The 16,999-nt window shown below is 72.1% G+C and carries 16 protein-coding genes; 7 read left to right on the top strand and 9 right to left on the bottom strand.

Annotated elements, in window-relative coordinates; translation table 11 throughout:
• The first annotated feature begins 168 nt into the window (after positions 1–168).
• Positions 169–381 (top strand): DUF3073 domain-containing protein, encoded by a 213-nt coding sequence (locus AC1DPN_RS01990; protein ID WP_477083043.1) that lies wholly within the window; start codon positions 169–171, stop codon positions 379–381.
• Positions 382–798: 417 nt separating this feature from the next.
• Here the strand turns inward: AC1DPN_RS01990 and purM are convergent, their stop codons facing one another.
• Genes purM through AC1DPN_RS01970 form a run of 4 tightly spaced genes read right to left on the bottom strand, consistent with a single transcriptional unit; the run spans position 799 to position 4,275 of the window.
• Positions 799–1,920, bottom strand: coding sequence for a phosphoribosylformylglycinamidine cyclo-ligase (gene purM / locus AC1DPN_RS01985; RefSeq protein WP_477083042.1), 1,122 nt, complete (start codon positions 1,918–1,920; stop codon positions 799–801).
• Positions 1,917–3,464 (bottom strand): amidophosphoribosyltransferase, encoded by a 1,548-nt coding sequence (purF, locus tag AC1DPN_RS01980; protein ID WP_477083041.1) that lies wholly within the window; start codon positions 3,462–3,464, stop codon positions 1,917–1,919. The genes purM and purF overlap by 4 nt, the downstream gene beginning before the upstream one ends.
• A gap of 45 nt (positions 3,465–3,509) precedes the next feature.
• A complete protein-coding gene (locus AC1DPN_RS01975) occupies positions 3,510–3,875 on the bottom strand; it encodes a histidine kinase (RefSeq protein WP_477083040.1) in 366 nt (121 codons plus the stop codon).
• A 25-nt stretch (positions 3,876–3,900) separates the two neighbouring features.
• Positions 3,901–4,275, bottom strand: coding sequence for a sterol carrier family protein (locus tag AC1DPN_RS01970; protein ID WP_477083039.1), 375 nt, complete (start codon positions 4,273–4,275; stop codon positions 3,901–3,903).
• Positions 4,276–4,361: 86 nt separating this feature from the next.
• On the opposite strand from AC1DPN_RS01970, the gene AC1DPN_RS01965 reads away from it, so the two are divergent.
• Positions 4,362–4,925 carry a hypothetical protein gene (locus AC1DPN_RS01965; protein ID WP_477083038.1) on the top strand — a complete coding sequence of 188 codons (564 nt, stop codon included), beginning with the start codon at positions 4,362–4,364 and terminating at the stop codon, positions 4,923–4,925.
• Here AC1DPN_RS01965 and rsgA read toward each other — a convergent pair.
• Positions 4,922–5,926 carry a ribosome small subunit-dependent GTPase A gene (gene rsgA, locus AC1DPN_RS01960; RefSeq protein ID WP_477083037.1) on the bottom strand — a complete coding sequence of 335 codons (1,005 nt, stop codon included), beginning with the start codon at positions 5,924–5,926 and terminating at the stop codon, positions 4,922–4,924. The two genes, AC1DPN_RS01965 and rsgA, sit on opposite strands and share 4 nt — an antisense overlap.
• 62 nt (positions 5,927–5,988) lie before the next feature.
• Positions 5,989–8,352: a phosphoribosylformylglycinamidine synthase subunit PurL gene (gene purL / locus AC1DPN_RS01955; RefSeq protein WP_477083036.1), complete on the bottom strand. Its 2,364-nt coding sequence runs from the start codon at positions 8,350–8,352 to the stop codon at positions 5,989–5,991.
• A 152-nt stretch (positions 8,353–8,504) separates the two neighbouring features.
• Here purL and AC1DPN_RS01950 point away from each other — a divergent pair, with 152 nt between their 5' ends.
• Positions 8,505–9,254: a DUF2599 domain-containing protein gene (locus tag AC1DPN_RS01950; protein WP_477083035.1), complete on the top strand. Its 750-nt coding sequence runs from the start codon at positions 8,505–8,507 to the stop codon at positions 9,252–9,254.
• A gap of 81 nt (positions 9,255–9,335) precedes the next feature.
• Complete coding sequence (locus tag AC1DPN_RS01945; protein WP_477083034.1) at positions 9,336–9,581, top strand: lipopolysaccharide assembly protein LapA domain-containing protein; 246 nt, start codon at positions 9,336–9,338, stop codon at positions 9,579–9,581.
• Positions 9,582–9,633: 52 nt separating this feature from the next.
• Here the strand turns inward: AC1DPN_RS01945 and AC1DPN_RS01940 are convergent, their stop codons facing one another.
• Together AC1DPN_RS01940 and AC1DPN_RS01935 are read right to left on the bottom strand one after the other, a co-directional pair.
• A complete protein-coding gene (locus tag AC1DPN_RS01940; protein ID WP_477083033.1) occupies positions 9,634–11,703 on the bottom strand; it encodes an acyl-CoA dehydrogenase family protein in 2,070 nt (689 codons plus the stop codon).
• Complete coding sequence (locus AC1DPN_RS01935; protein ID WP_477083032.1) at positions 11,700–12,443, bottom strand: TetR/AcrR family transcriptional regulator; 744 nt, start codon at positions 12,441–12,443, stop codon at positions 11,700–11,702. Before AC1DPN_RS01935 ends, AC1DPN_RS01940 begins: the two co-directional genes overlap by 4 nt.
• A 149-nt stretch (positions 12,444–12,592) precedes the next feature.
• Between AC1DPN_RS01935 and AC1DPN_RS01930 the strand changes: the two genes are divergently transcribed.
• Genes AC1DPN_RS01930 through AC1DPN_RS01920 form a run of 3 tightly spaced genes read left to right on the top strand, consistent with a single transcriptional unit; the run spans position 12,593 to position 16,097 of the window.
• Complete coding sequence (locus AC1DPN_RS01930; protein WP_477083031.1) at positions 12,593–13,915, top strand: acetyl-CoA C-acetyltransferase; 1,323 nt, start codon at positions 12,593–12,595, stop codon at positions 13,913–13,915.
• Entirely contained in the window at positions 13,915–15,252 is a 1,338-nt protein-coding gene (locus AC1DPN_RS01925; protein WP_477083030.1) for a 3-oxoacyl-ACP reductase, read from the top strand. Before AC1DPN_RS01930 ends, AC1DPN_RS01925 begins: the two co-directional genes overlap by 1 nt.
• Entirely contained in the window at positions 15,249–16,097 is an 849-nt protein-coding gene (locus AC1DPN_RS01920) for a MaoC/PaaZ C-terminal domain-containing protein (protein WP_477083029.1), read from the top strand. Before AC1DPN_RS01925 ends, AC1DPN_RS01920 begins: the two co-directional genes overlap by 4 nt.
• 59 nt (positions 16,098–16,156) lie before the next feature.
• Here AC1DPN_RS01920 and AC1DPN_RS01915 read toward each other — a convergent pair whose 3' ends face one another.
• On the bottom strand, positions 16,157–16,795 hold the full coding sequence (locus AC1DPN_RS01915; protein ID WP_477083028.1) for a fasciclin domain-containing protein: 639 nt from the start codon (positions 16,793–16,795) through the stop codon (positions 16,157–16,159).
• Between the last annotated feature and the right edge of the window lie 204 nt (positions 16,796–16,999).

Genomic DNA, 16,999 nt, shown 5'->3' with positions numbered 1-16,999 from the left:
GGCAATCAGGACGACCCGGGCACGTGATGCTTATCGCCCGGGTGCAAGTGGTCGGAATACGCGAGGAGCATGTACGGTTGCCCCACGAAGAGACGAAATTCAGCACCCCGGGGCCGCACGTGTCTTGCACGGAGCCGCCCCGCATCCACGTAAGAGGGGGTCGATGCCATGGGGCGCGGCCGTCAGAAGGCTAAGCAGACGAAGGTGGCCCGGGAGCTGAAGTACTTCAGCCCGGAGACCAACTACCGAGCTCTCGAACAAGAGCTCACGTCGCACGGCCACAACGATGTCGTGACCGACAACCGCCCTCGCGCGGTTGTGGAAACCGACTCTGACGACGACAACGACGACTACCGCCGTTGGTCGGACGACGATCGTTGAACGCGGTAGGGGCTTGACGTCGCGGTAGCGCAGACGACCGTCCTCGACTCGCTCGATCAGAGCGCGTCGAGGGCGTCTCTCGTTGGGTACTTCGCGGCGTCCGTCGTCGTGCGACGACGGTGCGGGACGTCGGTCCGGACCTGATCAGGCGTCCCGTCACGAGGTCGGTGCCGTGATCAGGCATCGGTGCACGCCGTCGTCGTTGGCATGCTCGGGCACGCTCGGGGCGGCGTTCCGCCCTTAGTCGCGGGCGTGAGCCATCGCGTCTAGCTGCGGTTGGGCGCGATCAGGCGACCCCGCCCGGCGCCGCTGCGTCTCGCGCGCCGTGCTCGCGTTCACGTGCCGGCCGCGACCATCCGGTCGTCGACCGGGCGCGTCCGGAACCCTGGCAGCACGCTCGCGCGCTTCGCCGCGACGTCAGGCGCGGTAGGAGCCCGTGAGCTGGACTGCACCGCCGTGCACACCCTTGGTGCCGGCGACGAAGCCTGGGGCGCCCACGACGTCCTTCGACGCATCCGCGTCGCGCACGGCACCCAGCGTCCAGGCGGTCATCCCGAGCTCGCGCGCGTGCGCCAGGACGGCATCGACCGCGTCCGGCGCGACGATCGCCACCATGCCCACGCCGAGGTTCAGCGTGCCCTCGAGATCCGTCCAGGGGACCTGACCGAGTCGCTGCACGAGCGAGAAGACGGGCGGCAGCTGCCAGCCGCCGCGGTCGATGTCCGCGACGAGCCCCTGGGGCAGGACACGCGCGACGTTCGACGCGAGCCCACCGCCGGTGACATGGCTGTACGCGTGCAGCTGGTCCGCGCCGGCCCGCTCGACGAGGGCCAGGCAGTCGCTCGCGTAGACGCGGGTGGGCTCCAGGAGCTCCTCGCCCAGGGTGCGTCCAAGCTCGTCGACGTGCCGGTCGAGCTGCCAGCCGGCCACGTGGACGACCTTGCGGACGAGCGAGTAGCCGTTCGAGTGCAGGCCGCTGGACCCCAGCGCCACGAGGACGTCTCCGGACCGCACGCGCTCCGGGCCGAGCAGCTGGTCGGCCTCGACCACGCCGGTCGCGGCGCCGGCCACGTCGTACTCGTCGGGACCGAGCAGGCCCGGGTGCTCGGCGGTCTCGCCTCCGACGAGAGCCGTCCCGGCCACCGAGCACGCTGCGGCGATGCCGCGCACGATGCCGGCGATGCGCTCGGGCACCACGCGGCCGCACGCGATGTAGTCGGTCATGAACAGCGGCTTGGCACCGACCACGACGATGTCGTCGACGACCATGCCGACCAGGTCGAACCCGATGGTGTCGTGGATGTCGAGGGCCTGCGCGATCGCGACCTTGGTGCCGACGCCGTCGGTCGAGGTGGCCAGCAGCGGCTTGCGGTAGGTCAGCAGCGCGCTGGCGTCGAAGAGCCCGGCGAAGCCGCCGACCCCACCGAGCACCTGCGGTCCGTGCGTCGCGCGAACCGCGTCCTTCATGAGCTCGACGGCCTTGTCACCCGCCTCGGTGTCGACCCCGGCACCGGCGTAGGTGACCTGCGCGCCGCTCACGGGTGGTCCAGGGCGGTGCCGCCGCCCGCGCCAGGGACGATGGACAGCAGACCGTCCTCGGGAGCACCGAGCGGGAGCTCGCTCTGCTCGAGCAGGTACTTGCCCATGCGGTCGGCCGCGGGCAGCTCGATCGGGTACTGACCCGTGAAGCAGGCGGCGCACAGCTGCGACGCGGGCTGCTCGGTGGCGGCGATCATGCCCTCCGGGGAGATGTAGCCGAGGGAGTCCGCGCCGAGGGAGGCCGCGATCTCGTCGGGAGACAGGCCGTTGGCGATGAGCTCCGCACGGGAGGCGAAGTCGATGCCGTAGAAGCACGGCCACTTGACGGGCGGGGAGCTGATCCGCACGTGCACCTCGGCAGCACCGGCCTCGCGCAGCATGCGGATGAGGGCGCGCTGGGTGTTGCCACGGACGATCGAGTCGTCGACGACCACCAGGCGCTTGCCGCGGATGACCTCGCGCAGCGGGTTGAGCTTGAGCCGGATGCCCAGCTGGCGCAGCGTCTGCGACGGCTGGATGAACGTGCGGCCCACGTAGGCGTTCTTGGTCAGGCCCTGCCCGAACGGGATGCCCGACGCGGCGGCGTAACCGACGGCCGCGGGCGTGCCCGACTCGGGGACGGGGATGACGAGGTCGGCCTCGACCGGGTGCTCGACCGCCAGGCGGCGGCCCATGGCCACGCGCGCGGCGTGCACGGAACGGCCGGCGATCGTCGTGTCGGGGCGTGCGAGGTAGACGTACTCGAAGACGCAGCCGGCGCGGTCCGGCGTCGCGAACTTGGTGCTGCGCAGGCCGTCGGAGTCGATCGCGATGAACTCGCCGGGGTCGATCTCACGGACGAACGAGGCGCCGACGATGTCGAGCGCAGGCGTCTCGCTGGCCACGACCCAGCCGCGCTCCAGGCGGCCGAGCACCAGAGGGCGGACACCCTGCGGGTCGCGCGCGGCGTAGAGCGTGTGCTCGTCCATGAAGACCAGGCTGAACGCGCCGCGCAGACGCGGGAGCACCTCGAGCGCGGTCGCCTCGAGCGTGTGGTCGGGGTCCCCCGCCAGCAGCGCCGTGATCAGTGCCGTGTCGGTGGTGTTGCCGCGGGCGAGCTCGCCGCGGCGCTGGCTGCCGTAGCGCTCGGCGACGAGGTCCACCAGCTCGGCGGTGTTGGTCAGGTTGCCGTTGTGGCCGAGGGCGACGGTGCCGGCGGACGTGGGTCCGAGCGTCGGCTGCGCGTTCTCCCACGTGCTGCCGCCGGTCGTCGAGTACCGGGCGTGCCCGATCGCGATGTGCCCCTGGAGGGCGTTCAGCGCGGTCTCGTCGAACACCTGGGAGACGAGGCCCATGTCCTTGTAGACGAGCAGCTGCTGGCCGTTGGAGGTGGCGATGCCCGCCGACTCCTGGCCGCGGTGCTGCAGGGCGTAGAGCCCGAAGTACGTGAGCTTGGCGACTTCCTCGCCAGGAGCCCAGACACCGAAGACGCCACAAGCGTCCTGGGGGCCTTTTTCGTTGGGGAGGAGGTCGTGGTTCAGACGTCCGTCTGCGCGGGGGGCCACTGCCTCATCGTCTCACACGACGGCGGTCCGACGACGGCCCGACCATCAGTCAGACGTCGTCGCGGCCGTCCGGCGCACGCTGCGTCGATCAGCGAGCACCGCGAGCAGCCCACCGACGAAGCCGCCGAGCACCGCGCCCGAGACAGCCATGACGGTCCGCACCGCGTTCTCGCCGTCCAGGAACGGCAGAAACCCCGAGCCGTCCGTGGCCAGTGGAATCTCGGGGTTGACCAGAGCGGTCGCGACCAGGCCGACGACGAACCCGACGATCGCGCCGGCCGTGATGAAGGCGCCGAACTTCGGGGCGTGCCGGATGGTGGCATCGGGCGCGGCCGCGAGCTCGTCGGGTGTGGGCAGCGCTTCCTGGCCCGGGGTGTTCGCGGGCTCGGTCGGCTGCGGGTCGTCGGACACGCCGTGATCCTAGGTCAGACGGGGCTCAGGGCCGTGCTCGGGCGGCCTGCAGCGGGAGCCAGTCACGCAGGTCGGCCCGTTCACCAGAGGCACGAATCCGGCCACCCTCTGTCGCGTCGTCCCAGGTCAGCACACCCGTCGCCAGCTCGAGCCAGGTCTGCGGATCCGTCTCGACGACGTTGGGCGGAGTACCGCGGGTGTGACGAGGACCCTCGACGGCCTGCACCGCACCGTCGGGCGGCACCCGGACCTCGACCGCGTTGCCGGGCGCGACGTCGGCCAGCTCCTCGAGCGTGAACCGGACCGCGGTCCGCCGGGCCGGCACCAGCGACGGGTCCTCACGCCACGCGGCGAGCGCGGCACGCCCGTCGGCGGGGTCGGTACGACGACGAGGAGGCATGTCTCCATCCTCTCTCGGTATCAGGCAGTCCCAGGAGCGGCTCCTTCGAGTGTTACCGGCCGAGAGGCCAGGGGTGGGGGGACCCGATGCCACTGCTTCTGACGCGCGCTCTGCGGGCCGCCGTCGTCGGCTTCGTCGCTCTGCTCGCCGCCTGCTCCGGCCCCCCGGTGCTGCCGATGGCGTCTCCGAGCACGGAGACCGCCTCGGTGCACCTGCCGCGGGGCAGGGCGGTGCCCGTGCTCACGGCCACGGTCGGCGGCACGGGCACCGGGCGTCCGGTCGCGCCGGGCATCGTCTGCTCCCTGTGGACCTGGGGCTCAGACGCGCTCCCCGCTCTGGCCGACGGGCTCTCCTTCCGGGTCGACCACGCCGTCGTCGTCCCGGACACCTGGGTCGCGATGTCCGACGTGTGCGCGACGAGCGCCGTTCCCTCGTGCGCGAGCGCCGTGCTGACCGCCGACGCGCCGACCTGCAGCGTCGGGTTCGTGCGTTCCAGGACGGCGTCGCCGCACGCGTTCGTCGGCGTGATCGGAAGCCTGCTGTGCCCCGCCGCGCACCGCGACTGCGTCGCGCCGGCCCGACAGGTCGACGCGGCGTCCGACGTCTCGTCGAGCCTCGACCTGGAGGCATTGGCTCGGCAGGACGGCTAGCGGGCGCGACCCGCCCCGCGCAGGCCGCGCTGATAGTCCCGGGTGACCCGCTTCCACCGGGCCCGCTCCTCGGCGGCCAGGCGCGCGTCGGACCGGCGGGCCTGGTACGCGGCCTCCTTGGCCAACCGGCGCCAGCTGTCGAACCGCCGCTCGCTCAGCTCTCCGCTCGCCAGCGCGGCCTCGATCGCGCACCCGGCGTCGCCCGCGTGGTGGCAGTCCGCGAAGCGGCAGGCTTGGGCCAGGGTGGCCACGTCGGCGAACGCGGTGTCGAGTGCGTCGGCGTCGGCCACCAGACCGACACCGCGGATGCCCGGGGTGTCGATCAGCATCGCGCCGCCGGTCAGCGGGACGAGCTCGCGGTGCGTGGTGGTGTGCCGTCCGCGGCCGTCGTTGCGCTGCCCGCCGGTGTCCATGACCTCGCGGCCCGCGAGCGCGTTGACCAGCGTGGACTTTCCGGCCCCGGACGGTCCGACGACGACCAGCGTGACGTCGGGCCGCAGCAGGTCCCGCAGCGGCTCCAGACCACGGTCGTCCTGCACGCTCACCGCGTGCACGTCGACCGCGAGCGCGACGGCCGCGACGTCGCCGGCCATGCCGCCGGGGTCCGGGACCAGGTCCGCCTTGGTGAGGACGACGACCGGCTGCGCACCCGAGCGCCACGCGAGCGTGAGCAGGCGTTCGATGCGGCCGAGGTCCGGGTCGGGATCGAGGTGCTCGACGATCAGGACGACGTCGATGTTCGCGGCGAGCGCCTGCACACGGCTCGTGCCGCCGGCGGTGTCGCGGACCAGGGCCGTGCGGCGCTCGTGCAGAAGCACCGCGCGACCGTCGTCGACGTCGAGCCAGTCGCCGACCGTCGGCGCGAGCCGGTGCCCCTCGCTCGTCGCGACGAGCCCGTCCCGGTCGAGGACGACGCGCACGGGCTCGTCCTCGGAAGCGGGCAGCACGAGGACCGCGCCCTTGTCGGCGCGCACCACACGAGCTGCCTCGGACGTGACCACGGCACGACGCTAGAAGCCGACCTCGTCGACAAGCGACCGATTAACCGTGCGAGGTCCGAACCTCAGCCGAAGTAGCGGGGCAGCGTCGCCTCGTGGGCCTCGCGGGCCTCCGAGAGCGGCAGCGTGAACAGGCCCTGCACCTCGACCGCTGGACCGTGCACGTGGTCGGCCTCGTCGACCGGGGTGCCGGCGCCCGGGGAGCAGGACTCCGCCGTCTCTCCGAGCCGCAGCGCCGGGACCCCGCGCGCGGTGCAGAGGTCGACGAGGCGGACCTCCTCCGAGCGCGGGACCGCGACGAGGGCGCGAGCCGTCGACTCGGAGAACAGCGCCTCGAACGGGGTGATGCCGTCGCGCGCGCACAGCCCGTCGAGCGAGACCTGCACGCCGACGCCGTAGCGCAGGCTCGACTCGACGAGGGCCTGCGCGAGGCCGCCCTCGGACAGGTCGTGCGCCGCGTCGACCAGGTCGTCGCGGCTGGCGTGCGTGAGGACCCACGCCAGGCGGCGCTCGGCGGCCAGGTCGACCGCGGGCGGCAGGCCGCCCAGGTGGTCGTGCACGACGTCGGCCCAGGCGGACCCGTCGAGCTCGGCGCTCGTTGTGCCCAGCAGGTAGACGGCCTGGCCGGGGGTGGTCCAGCCCGACGGGGTGGCGTCGGCGACGTCGTCGAGAACGCCCAGAACGCCGACGACCGGCGTCGGGTGGATCGCCGAGTCGATGAGGCCGGGCTCGCCCGTGCCGTTGTAGAGCGACACGTTGCCGCCGGTCACGGGCACCTCGAGCGTCTGGCACGCGTCCGCCAGGCCGCGGATGGCCTCGACCAGCTGCCACATGGAGTCGGGGTGCTCCGGCGAGCCGAAGTTGAGGCAGTCCGTCACGGCCAGCGGGCGGGCGCCGGTGGTCGCGACGTTGCGGTACGCCTCCGCGAGGGCGAGCTGAGCGCCCGTGTACGGGTCGAGCTTGGCGTACCGGCCGTTGGCGTCGGTGGCCAGCGCGACACCGAGACCGGTGGTCTCGTCCACGCGGATGACGCCCGAGTCGTCGGGCTGCGCGAGCGCGGTGTTGCCCTGCACGAACCGGTCGTACTGGCTGGTCACCCAGGCCTTGGACGCGAGGTTGGGCGACGCCAGCAGACGCAGGACGGTCTCGCGGAGCTCGGCGTTGGTGGACGGGCGCTCGAGCGACGACGACGTGTCCGCGTTCAGCCCGTCCTGCCACGAGGGGCGCGCGTACGGGCGGTCGTAGACCGGGCCGTCGTGGGCCACGGACCGCGGCTCGACGTCGACGATGCGCTCGCCGTGGTGGTCGATCGTCAGGCGGCCGGTGCCGGTGACCTCGCCGATCACGGCGGTCTCGACGTCCCACTTGCTCGTGATGGCCAGGAACTCGTCGAGCTGGTCGGGCCGGACGACGGCCATCATCCGCTCCTGCGACTCCGACATGAGGATCTCGCCGGCGGTCAGCGTGGGGTCGCGCAGCAGCACGTTCTCCAGGTCGACATGCATGCCGCCGTCACCGTTGGAGGCCAGCTCGCTCGTCGCGCAGGAGATGCCGGCCGCGCCCAGGTCCTGGATGCCCTCGACGACGCGGGCGGCGTAGAGCTCGAGGCAGCACTCGATGAGCACCTTCTCCATGAACGGGTCGCCCACCTGGACGGACGGTCGCTTGGAGGGCTTGGTGTCGTCGAACGTCTCGCTCGCGAGGATCGAGGCACCGCCGATGCCGTCGCCACCCGTGCGCGCGCCGAACAGGACGACCTTGTTGCCCGCGCCCGAGGCGTTGGCCAGGTGGATGTCCTCGTGCCGCAGCACCCCGAGGCACAGCGCGTTGACCAGCGGGTTGCCCTGGTACGACGCGTCGAACACGAGTTCGCCGCCGATGTTCGGCAGACCGAGCGAGTTGCCGTACCCACCGACGCCGGCCACGACGCCGTGCACGACGCGGGCCGTGTCGGGGTGGTCCACGGCGCCGAACCGCAGCTGGTCCATGACCGCGACCGGCCGCGCGCCCATCGAGATGATGTCGCGCACGATGCCGCCGACGCCGGTCGCCGCACCCTGGTACGGCTCGACGTAGGACGGGTGGTTGTGCGACTCGACCTTGAAGGTGACCGCCCAGCCGTCACCGATGTCGACGACGCCCGCGTTCTCGCCGATGCCGACGAGCAGGTGCTCCTTCATGGCGTCGGTGGTCTTGTCACCGAACTGGCGCAGGTGGTTCTTGCTCGACTTGTAGGAGCAGTGCTCCGACCACATGACCGAGTACATGGCGAGCTCGGCGGCGGTGGGCCGACGGCCCAGCAGGTCGCGGATGCGCTGGTACTCGTCGGGCTTGAGGCCGAGCTCGGCGAACGGCTGCGCCAGGTCCGGGGTCGCAGCGGCGTTCTCGACGGTGTCGGACACGTGGGCGTGGGTCGTGCTGGAGGCCATCTGATCCCTCGATCGGGGGCCGCGCGCAACGGCAGCGGCAGGGGGTCGGCAGACGACGCACAGCCTACCGGGGCCTGTGGGACACCCGGAGCCGCGTCTCGTCTGGGCACATGCGCCGATCGGGTTCCGGCCGACGTTGCTACGGTCGGCGCATGCCGACGTCACGCCGACCCGACAGCGACCGTGTGCGATCGTCGGGTCGGCTCGTCGCACTCCTCACCATGGCGCTCGCGCTGGCCGCGTGCACCGAGCCGGCAACGCACCCCACCCCGGCCCCGACGCCGGTCACCGCGACGCCGACCACCTCACCTCCCCCGCCCGTCTCGGTCACCGCGGGCTCGACGACGATCACCGTGCAGCCGCTCGACAGCGCTGCGGTCGCGACCGCCACCCCCGTCGAGGATGGGACCGTGCGCCTCAGCGTCTCCGCGGGCGACGCGATCCTGACCGGCCCCCCGGAGACTGCATTCCGGGCACTCGACGACGGGACGGCCGTCGTCGAAGACGGCGCAGGAACCTTTGTCACCGGACTCAGCGTCGACGGGCCCGGGATCCGGATGGTGCAGGAGACTCCGGGCTCTGTGCGACTCACGGGCGTGGCGCCGCTCGGGATCTGGGTGTCGAGCGTCGCCGTCCAGGACGCCGTCTGGGGACAGAACGAGGGAGGGCAGTCGCTCGCGGTGACGCCGAGCGCGTGGGCGCGAGCCGGGGGCTCGGCCGCGAGCACGGGGCTCTGGTCGCAGCTGGTCGTCCGCGAGCCCGACGCCGACACCCCGAGCATGAGGGCGCAGCTGGAGTGCCACGAGCTCGGCGCTCCGGACAAGGCCACCTGGAACCTCGAGCCGTGGCGGCCCGACGTCAGCACGCTCGAGATGATCTCGGCGCGCTGCAACCCCGAGTAGCGCATCTCCCCACGTCAGGGCCACTGAGGCGGAACAATCGGGACGACAGCGCAGTCCGTTCCGAATCCCGGGGGTCGCCCGATGTCGCAGAACAGCACGCCGAAGTCGGAGAGCCCGGTCGTCGCGTTCCTGAAGCGCCGGTGGCTCGCGCTGCTGATCCTGGTGGTCGTGGTCGCGCTGATCCTCGCCAACGGGCAGCCGGTGGAGCTCGACCTGATCTTCACCACGTTCGAGACGCCCGAGTGGGTCATCATCCTGGGCGCTTTCCTGCTCGGCGGCATCGTCGGCTGGATCGCCAAGACCCGCCGCGCGTCCCGCAAGGGCTGAGCCGGCAACGTCCGCACCCACGAGTGCGGACGTTGCCGGCTCTGCGCCGAGATCAGCGGTGGTGCTTCTCCGGGACCGGGGCGTCGCCCGAGGCGCGCTGCGTCCGGTAGTACGCGCGGGCCTCGTCCTGGCGTGCCGCCTCGGCGCCTGAGGCGATCGGGGCACGCAGGTGTGCCTGCTCGTAGCCGAACGCGTCGACCAGGCTCTGGGCGTGCGGCCGCAGACGGGCCAGGAGCCGGTCGATGTACGACGTGACCGTGCGGGCACGCCCGGTCGAGAGCCGGCCGTTCATCAGGTACCAGGTCAGGTGCCGCTCGATGAGCGTGAGCCCGAACAGGTCCCGCACCCACGTGAGGATCTGCCGCGTGCTCGGGTCGGTGACCCGCTCGAGCGCCGCGGTGAACGACTCCCACTGCACCAGCTCGGCGTGCGCACGGGCCGCCTCGACGAGCTCGTGCTGGTGGGCGTTGAACAGGGCTGCGGCCTCCTGGGGCGAGGCCTTCTGGGCGGGGCGAAGGGCCTGTGCGACGTCGGCGACCATCGTCTCGACGCGGTCCACGAGCAGCTCGCGCTGCGTCGTCGTCTCACGCAGCTGGCCGGCCGAACGACGGGGGTCACCGACGTCGGCGATCGTCTGGACGGCCCGACGCAACGGCGTGCGGTACCGGGCGGCGTCGGCGGCACGCTCGGCCACCAGCCGGGCCACCTTCACCGCGTCGAGGTGCTTCATCGTCTTGCCGTAGTCCGCCAGCAGTCGCTTGCCGACGAGCTGCAGGAGCACGGTGTTGTCGCCCTCGAACGTCGCGTACACGTCCATGTCGGCACGCAGCCCTGTCAGACGGTTCTCGGCCAGGAAGCCGGCACCACCGCACGCCTCGCGCGACACCTGCAGCGTGTTCAGCGCGTGCCACGTGGAGGTCGGCTTGAGCGCGGCGGCGAGCGTCTCGAGGTCCTCGCGGGTCTCCGGGGTGTCGTTGCGGCCCGAGAACACGTCGTCGAAGGCGGCGAGCAGGTCCTCGTGCGCGAAACCGGCCGCGTACGTCTCGGCGAGCAGCGGGAGCAGGCGGCGCTGGTGCTCGGCGTAGTCGAGGATCACGACCTCCTCCGTGGGCGACGAGGACGCGAACTGGCGCCGCTGGTTGCCGTAGGTGATCGCGATGGTCAGCCCGAGCCGGGAGGCGACGACGGCCGCGCCGTCGAGGGACACGCGCCCCTGGACCAGCGTGCCGAGCATCGTGAAGAACCGACGTCCGGGGCTGTCGATCGGCGACTCGTACACACCCTCGGGCGTGACGTCGCCGTAGCGGTTGAGCAGGTTGGTGCGCGGGACGCGCACGTGGTCGAACCAGAGTCGACCGTTGTCGATGCCGTTCAGACCGCCCTTGAGCCCGTCGTCCTCGCCGCCGACGCCCTCGACGAAGGCCATCGAGTCCTCGTCGCGGATCGGCACGTAGAACGCGTGCACCCCGTGGTCCACGCCCTGCGTGACCAGCCGCGCGAACACGACCGCGGCGGTGCCGTGAACGCCGGCGTTGCCGAGGTAGTCCTTCCACGCCGCACGGAACGGGGTGTGGATCACGAACTCCTCGGTCTCCGCGTCATAGGTGGCGGTGGTGCCGATGGCGGCGACGTCCGAGCCGTGACCGGTCTCGGTCATCGCGAACGCGCCGGGAACCTTGATCGACAGCGCGTCGGCCAGGAACTCCTCGTGGTTGCGCTCGGTACCCAGGTGGTAGATCGCCGACGCGAACAGGCCCCACTGCACGCCGGACTTGATCTGCAGCGAAGGGTCGGCGTGCGTGAGCTCCTCGAACCGGGCGAGGAAGCCGCCGTGGTCCTCGGCACCGCCGAAGCGCTCCGGGAACGAGCGGTGCACGTCACCCTCGACGGCCAGCAGCCGCAGCTGCTCGAGGACGCGCTCGCGGTGCGCCGGCAGGTCCTGCCCCTCGATCCGGTGGAACCGCGGGTCGGACATCAGGTTCCGTGCCGCCAGCCGGAGCTCGGGGTAGTGCCCGAGCAGGACCTTGCTCAGGTGGGCGGTGTCGACCGAGACCTCGGCGTCGAGGCGAGGGTCGCCCGCGTCGTCCACCGTGGACACGGGACGCTGCGTGGTGGTGCTCATGCTTCCTCCGTTACGTGCTTGCGGTCTCGGGCCAGGAGGCCCACGGGTCCTGCCCACAACCAGGCGGCGACCTGGGCGGTGATCTCTTCACGGTCCGGCGTGCCGGGCTCGTCACGGTGGGCCATCCACCACTCCCCGGAGCCGCGCACGAAGCCGACGGCGCCTGCGGCCCACGCCTCGGCGAGCGCGACGCGGGCGTCGGGGCCGTCCTCGGGTCGGCGGGCGCGTCCGGTCGCCTCCTCGGTCAGACCGCGAGCGAACGGTGCCGCGACGAGGGCGGTGACGGAGTCGAGGAAGTGGCCGAGCGGGCCGCCGGACTCGACCGACCCGTTCCGCGTCACGAACGCGTACACGTTGGGCGACGACTCGATCATCTCGAGGTAGACGGCGACCATGGCGCGCAGCCCCTCGCGGGGGGTGGGCGCGACGCGCAGGACACCCTCGAGGGCGCCCTGGATCTGGGAGACCACCAGCTCGGCGACGGCGATCTGCAGGCCGGTCTTGTCCGAGAAGTAACGGTAGACGATCGACTTGGAGGTTCCCGCGGCGGCCGCGATCTCCTCCATCGAGACGTCCGGACCGTTGTGGTGGACGGTCTTCCGGGCCGCTCGGACCAGCTCGGCGCGACGGGCCTCGCGATGGTCAGCCCAACGGGTCGAGCGGCCGTCGGGCTCGGGCTGCTCGAGAGACATGGCGGTGAGGGTCGTCGTCGTCGACGTACCCGGGGGGCTCGGGCTCACGAGACCGAAGGTATCAGGTACTGTGGGTTTCGGACACCGTGTCATCTCGATCGCCCGATCCCGCACCCGCTTCGCGAGCCCGGATCTCCCGAGCCAGACTTTCATGTGCCAGTTCGCTTCATCGACGAATGCGAGAGGAACGAGCCCTCATGGCCCGTCGCACCACCCCCGTCCCCGCCGAGTCCGCCGGCCCCCGCTCCGCCTACGTCCTCGGCGGCAACCGCATCCCCTTCGCCCGCGCCGGCGGACCGTACGCGCACGCCAGCAACCAGGACATGCTCACCGCCGCGCTCGACGGGCTCGTCGCCCGGTACGGGCTGCAGGGTGAGCGCATCGGCGAGGTCGCTGCAGGTGCGGTCCTCAAGCACAGCCGCGACTTCAACCTCACGCGAGAGTCCGTGCTCGGCTCGGCCCTCTCCCCCGAGACGCCCGCGTACGACGTGCAGATGGCCTGCGCGACCGGGCTCGAGACCGTCGTCTCGCTCAGCAACAAGATCCGCCTCGGGCAGCTCGAGTCCGCGATCGCGGGCGGCGTGGACACCACGTCCGACGCCCCGATCGCCGTGAGCGACCGCCTCCGTCGCCAGCTGCTCGACCTGTCCCGCGCGAAGAGCGCCGCGCAGAAGCTGGCCGCGGTCGCCCGCATCCGCCCGAAGGACCTCGCACCGTCGGCACCCCGGACCAGCGAGCCGCGTACGCACCTGTCGATGGGCGAGCACCAGGCGTTGACCACGGCACAGTGGGGCATCTCTCAGGAGGCGCAGGACGAGGTCGCCCTCGCGAGCCACCAGAACCTCGCCGCGGCGTACGACCAGGGCTTCTTCGACGACCTCGTCACGCCGTTCCGCGGGCTCACGCGCGACGCGAACCTGCGCGCCGACTCTTCCCTCGAGAAGCTGGCGTCCCTCAAGCCGACGTTCGGGCTCGGGCTGGACACCCCCGCGACGATGACGGCGGGCAACTCGACGCCGCTGTCCGACGGCGCCTCCACCGTGCTGCTGGGCTCGGCCGAGTGGGCGGCTGCCCACGACCTGGTCCCGCTGGCCGCGGTGGTCGACTCCGAGGCTGCTGCGGTCGACTTCGTGCACGGCGTCGACGGTCTGCTCATGGCGCCGGTGTTCGCGGTGCCGCGCCTGCTCGCCCGCAACGGGCTGACGCTCGACGACTTCGACCTGATCGAGATCCACGAGGCGTTCGCGTCGACCGTGCTGACGATCCTGGCGGCGTGGGAGTCCGAGGAGTTCGGACGGACGCGCCTCGGTCTCGACGGGGCGTTCGGGACCGTCGATCGCGCGAAGCTCAACGTCCACGGGTCCTCGCTCGCAGCCGGCCACCCGTTCGCGGCGACCGGCGGGCGCATCGTCGCGACCGTCAGCAAAGAGCTCCACCGACGCGGCCCGGGCACCCGGGCGCTCGTCTCCATCTGCGCCGCCGGCGGGCTCGGCGTGACCGCGATCCTCGAGGCGGCCTGATGTCCACCGACACGTACCTCAACCTGGTCAACGGCGGCTTCGTCGGGAAGGTCGCCAAGCAGCTCGGCCTCCCCCAGCCGACGACGCTGAAGCGCCACGCTCCGGGTCAGCCCTTGCTCGACGGCCCCGTGCTCGTGCTCGGCGACGACGACGACCTCGCACGACTGCTGTCGGCCGACTGGGACCTCGACGTGCACCGGCACGCGACCCCCGAGACGCGCTACTCGGCCGTCATCCTCGGGCTCACCGGGCTGACACACCCGTCGGAGCTGAGCGCTCCCGTGCTCGAGCTGGCCGGCGTCCTGAAGAAGCTCGCCCGCTGCGGCCGCGTGGTCACCCTGTCCCGAGCAGCACGAGCCGACGACGCACCGGCGGTCGCGGCCGCACGGCAGGGTGTCGACGGCCTCCTGCGGTCGGTCGCCAAGGAGCTGCGCGGCGGGGCGACCGCCAACGGGCTCGTCCTCGGCGACGCCGTCCCGGTGACCGCGCCATCCGTCGTCGGCGCGCTGCGGTTCTTCCTGTCCAGCCGGTCGGCGTTCGTCGACGGACAGCTGCTCGCGGTGGACTCGTCCGCCGGGACGCTCCCCGCCGACTGGGACCTGCCGCTGGCCGGTCGGGTCGCGGTCGTCACCGGCGCCGCACGCGGCATCGGCGAGTCGATCGCGGACACGCTCGCGCGGGACGGTGCGACCGTCGTCGCGGTCGACGTTCCCGCGGCCGGGGAGCAGCTCGTCGCCGTCGCGAACCGCGTGCGCGGGACAGCCCTGCAGCTCGACGTGACGGCACCCGACGCCGGCGCGCGGATCCTCGAGCACACGTTGCAGCGGCACGGGCGGATCGACATCGTCGTGCACAACGCCGGGATCACGCGCGACAAGCTGCTGGCCAACATGACCCCGGACAAGTGGGAGTCGGTGCTCGCCGTGAACATCGCGTCGCAGCTGGCGATCAACGAGGCGCTGCTGACCTCGGGAGACTTCACCGACGCACCGCGGATCGTCTCGCTCGCCTCGACCTCGGGCATCGCGGGCAACCGCGGCCAGTCGAACTACGCGGCGTCCAAGGGCGGCGTGATCGGCATGGTCCGCGCGACCGCACCTCTGCTCGAGACCTTCGGGGGGACCGCGAACGCCGTGGCGCCCGGGTTCATCGAGACCGAGATGACCGCACGCATCCCCGCGGTCACGCGGCAGGTCGCCCGGCGGCTCAACTCCTTGCAGCAGGGCGGTCAGCCCGTCGACGTGGCCGAGACCGTCGCGTTCCTGGCCTCACCCGCCGCCGGTGGCATCGTGGGCCGCGTGCTGCGGGTGTGCGGGCAGAACCTGGTGGGTCAGTGACCGTCGTCGTCCTGCCTGGCGTGCCCGGGCTCGGCGGGTTGTACGCGCGCGGTGCCGCGTCGACCTTGCGACGACGCAGGGAGCGCGAGCTGCCCGACGTCGAGTACGTCGTCCGATCGGTCCGGGCCCAGGCCGCCCACCTGACCGAGTACCAGCACCTGCTCGGGGAGTCCGCGAGCGACCTGCTGCCCGCAGGGTTCGTGCACGTGCTCGCGTTCCCCGTCGCGACGGCCGTCATGGCACGCTCGGACTTCCCGCTGCCGTTGGCCGGCCTCGTCCACCTGTCCAACCAGGTCACGCAGCACCGCCCGCTCTCGCTCGCGGACACGTTCGACGTCCGGGCCACCGCGGCGAACCTGCGTGCACACCGCACCGGCACGCAGGTCGACCTCGTGACCACGGTCTCGGTCGGCGACGACGTCACCTGGCGAGGCGTGTCGACGTACCTGGCGAAGGGCGTGTTCCTGCAGGGCGAGGGTGCGTCCGACGAGCGCCCGCCGTTCCAGGCGCCCGTGCCGACCGCTCAGTGGGTGCTCGCCGCAGACACCGGGCGCCGGTACGCGGCGGTCTCCGGCGACCGCAACCCGATCCACATGTCGTCCTTGGCCGCCAAGGCGTTCGGCTTCCCTCGTGCGATCGCCCACGGCATGTACACGGCGTCGCTCGCACTCGCGGCCGTCGGCGCAGCACGAGGCGACGCGTTCGACTGGTCCGTCGAGTTCTCGAAGCCGGTCCTGCTGCCGTCGACGGTGTCGGTGCATGTCGGTGCGCTCGAGCGGGGCTTCGAGATCGCGGCCTGGACCGCGGTGCCGCACCTGACGGGGACCGTCACACCCCTGGCCTGACGCGGCGGCAGCCGCCGGGTCTCGGAGCCCGACGACTGCTCACCTGCATCCATCCTCGGTCAGAGGTCGGCCGGGCGCAGCACGAAGGTGATCGCGTGGGCGATCTGGACGTTGCCCGCGTTGAGGTCGAGCTGGCGGCGGATCAGGAACGGGTTCAGGTCGTTGCGGTCCTGGTCCTTGAGCTGCACCAGGGCGAGCCGCTTGCTCAGGACGTCCACCTGGAACGTGCCACCCTGCGCCGTCGTCAGCACCGCGTTGTCCGACGCCAGCGCGGCCGACGAGTCGATCGTCACGCCCGGGACGACGTGGTACAGCAGCACCTGCTCGATCGCGTCGATGCCTACGGCGCCGGCCAGCGCCGTCAGCACCTTCTGCTCGCTGCCGTACCAGTGGTGCGTGAGGTCCCACGCCAGCAGCTGGAACGCACGGTCGTTCGGCACGAACGCGGTCAGCGGCACCGTGCCGTCCGCGAGCACCGCCACCGGGCTGGCGGGCTTGGCAGCCAGCACCGCGGCGACGGCCTGGTCGAGGATGTCGAAGTCGTACCAGCTGCGGTCGAACGTGTCGCCGTCCGACGCCAGCAGTGCCGCAAGGCTCGACGTTCCTGGGGCGGCCGACGCGGCCGGCGCGAGCGCGAGTCCACCTCCCGCGGCGAGACCGGCGACGACCAGGGCGGACAGAGTGCGGCGGATCCTCATGATGGGCTCCTACGGACGAGGGTTCACGGCCGACGCCCCAGCGCCGCACCGCGCGGGCACCCGGTCGGACGCCCTGCACCCACTTCCCGGCCACCCCGCGCGACGGATGCACGCGGTCACAACGCGGCCGATGTCGCACCCGATGGCGTCGCGTCGCCGTCGAGACCGTCACTCCGACACGAGACCGGCACGTGGAACTGCCGG

The sequence above is a fragment of the Cellulomonas sp. P4_H4 genome (assembly GCF_056400865.1).
This window is presented reverse-complemented; position numbering and strand designations above follow the sequence as displayed.

Bases quoted from the DNA above. Each gene is read 5' to 3' on its own strand.
- AC1DPN_RS01990 (WP_477083043.1), top strand. From the start codon at position 169: ATGGGGCGCGGCCGTCAGAAGGCTAAGCAGACGAAGGTGGCCCGGGAG.
- AC1DPN_RS01970 (WP_477083039.1), bottom strand. From the start codon at position 4,275: ATGCCTCCTCGTCGTCGTACCGACCCCGCCGACGGGCGTGCCGCGCTC.
- AC1DPN_RS01965 (WP_477083038.1), top strand. From the start codon at position 4,362: ATGCCACTGCTTCTGACGCGCGCTCTGCGGGCCGCCGTCGTCGGCTTC.
- purL (WP_477083036.1), bottom strand. From the start codon at position 8,352: ATGGCCTCCAGCACGACCCACGCCCACGTGTCCGACACCGTCGAGAAC.
- AC1DPN_RS01950 (WP_477083035.1), top strand. From the start codon at position 8,505: ATGCCGACGTCACGCCGACCCGACAGCGACCGTGTGCGATCGTCGGGT.
- AC1DPN_RS01945 (WP_477083034.1), top strand. From the start codon at position 9,336: ATGTCGCAGAACAGCACGCCGAAGTCGGAGAGCCCGGTCGTCGCGTTC.
- AC1DPN_RS01940 (WP_477083033.1), bottom strand. From the start codon at position 11,703: ATGAGCACCACCACGCAGCGTCCCGTGTCCACGGTGGACGACGCGGGC.
- AC1DPN_RS01930 (WP_477083031.1), top strand. From the start codon at position 12,593: ATGGCCCGTCGCACCACCCCCGTCCCCGCCGAGTCCGCCGGCCCCCGC.
- AC1DPN_RS01925 (WP_477083030.1), top strand. From the start codon at position 13,915: ATGTCCACCGACACGTACCTCAACCTGGTCAACGGCGGCTTCGTCGGG.
- AC1DPN_RS01915 (WP_477083028.1), bottom strand. From the start codon at position 16,795: ATGAGGATCCGCCGCACTCTGTCCGCCCTGGTCGTCGCCGGTCTCGCC.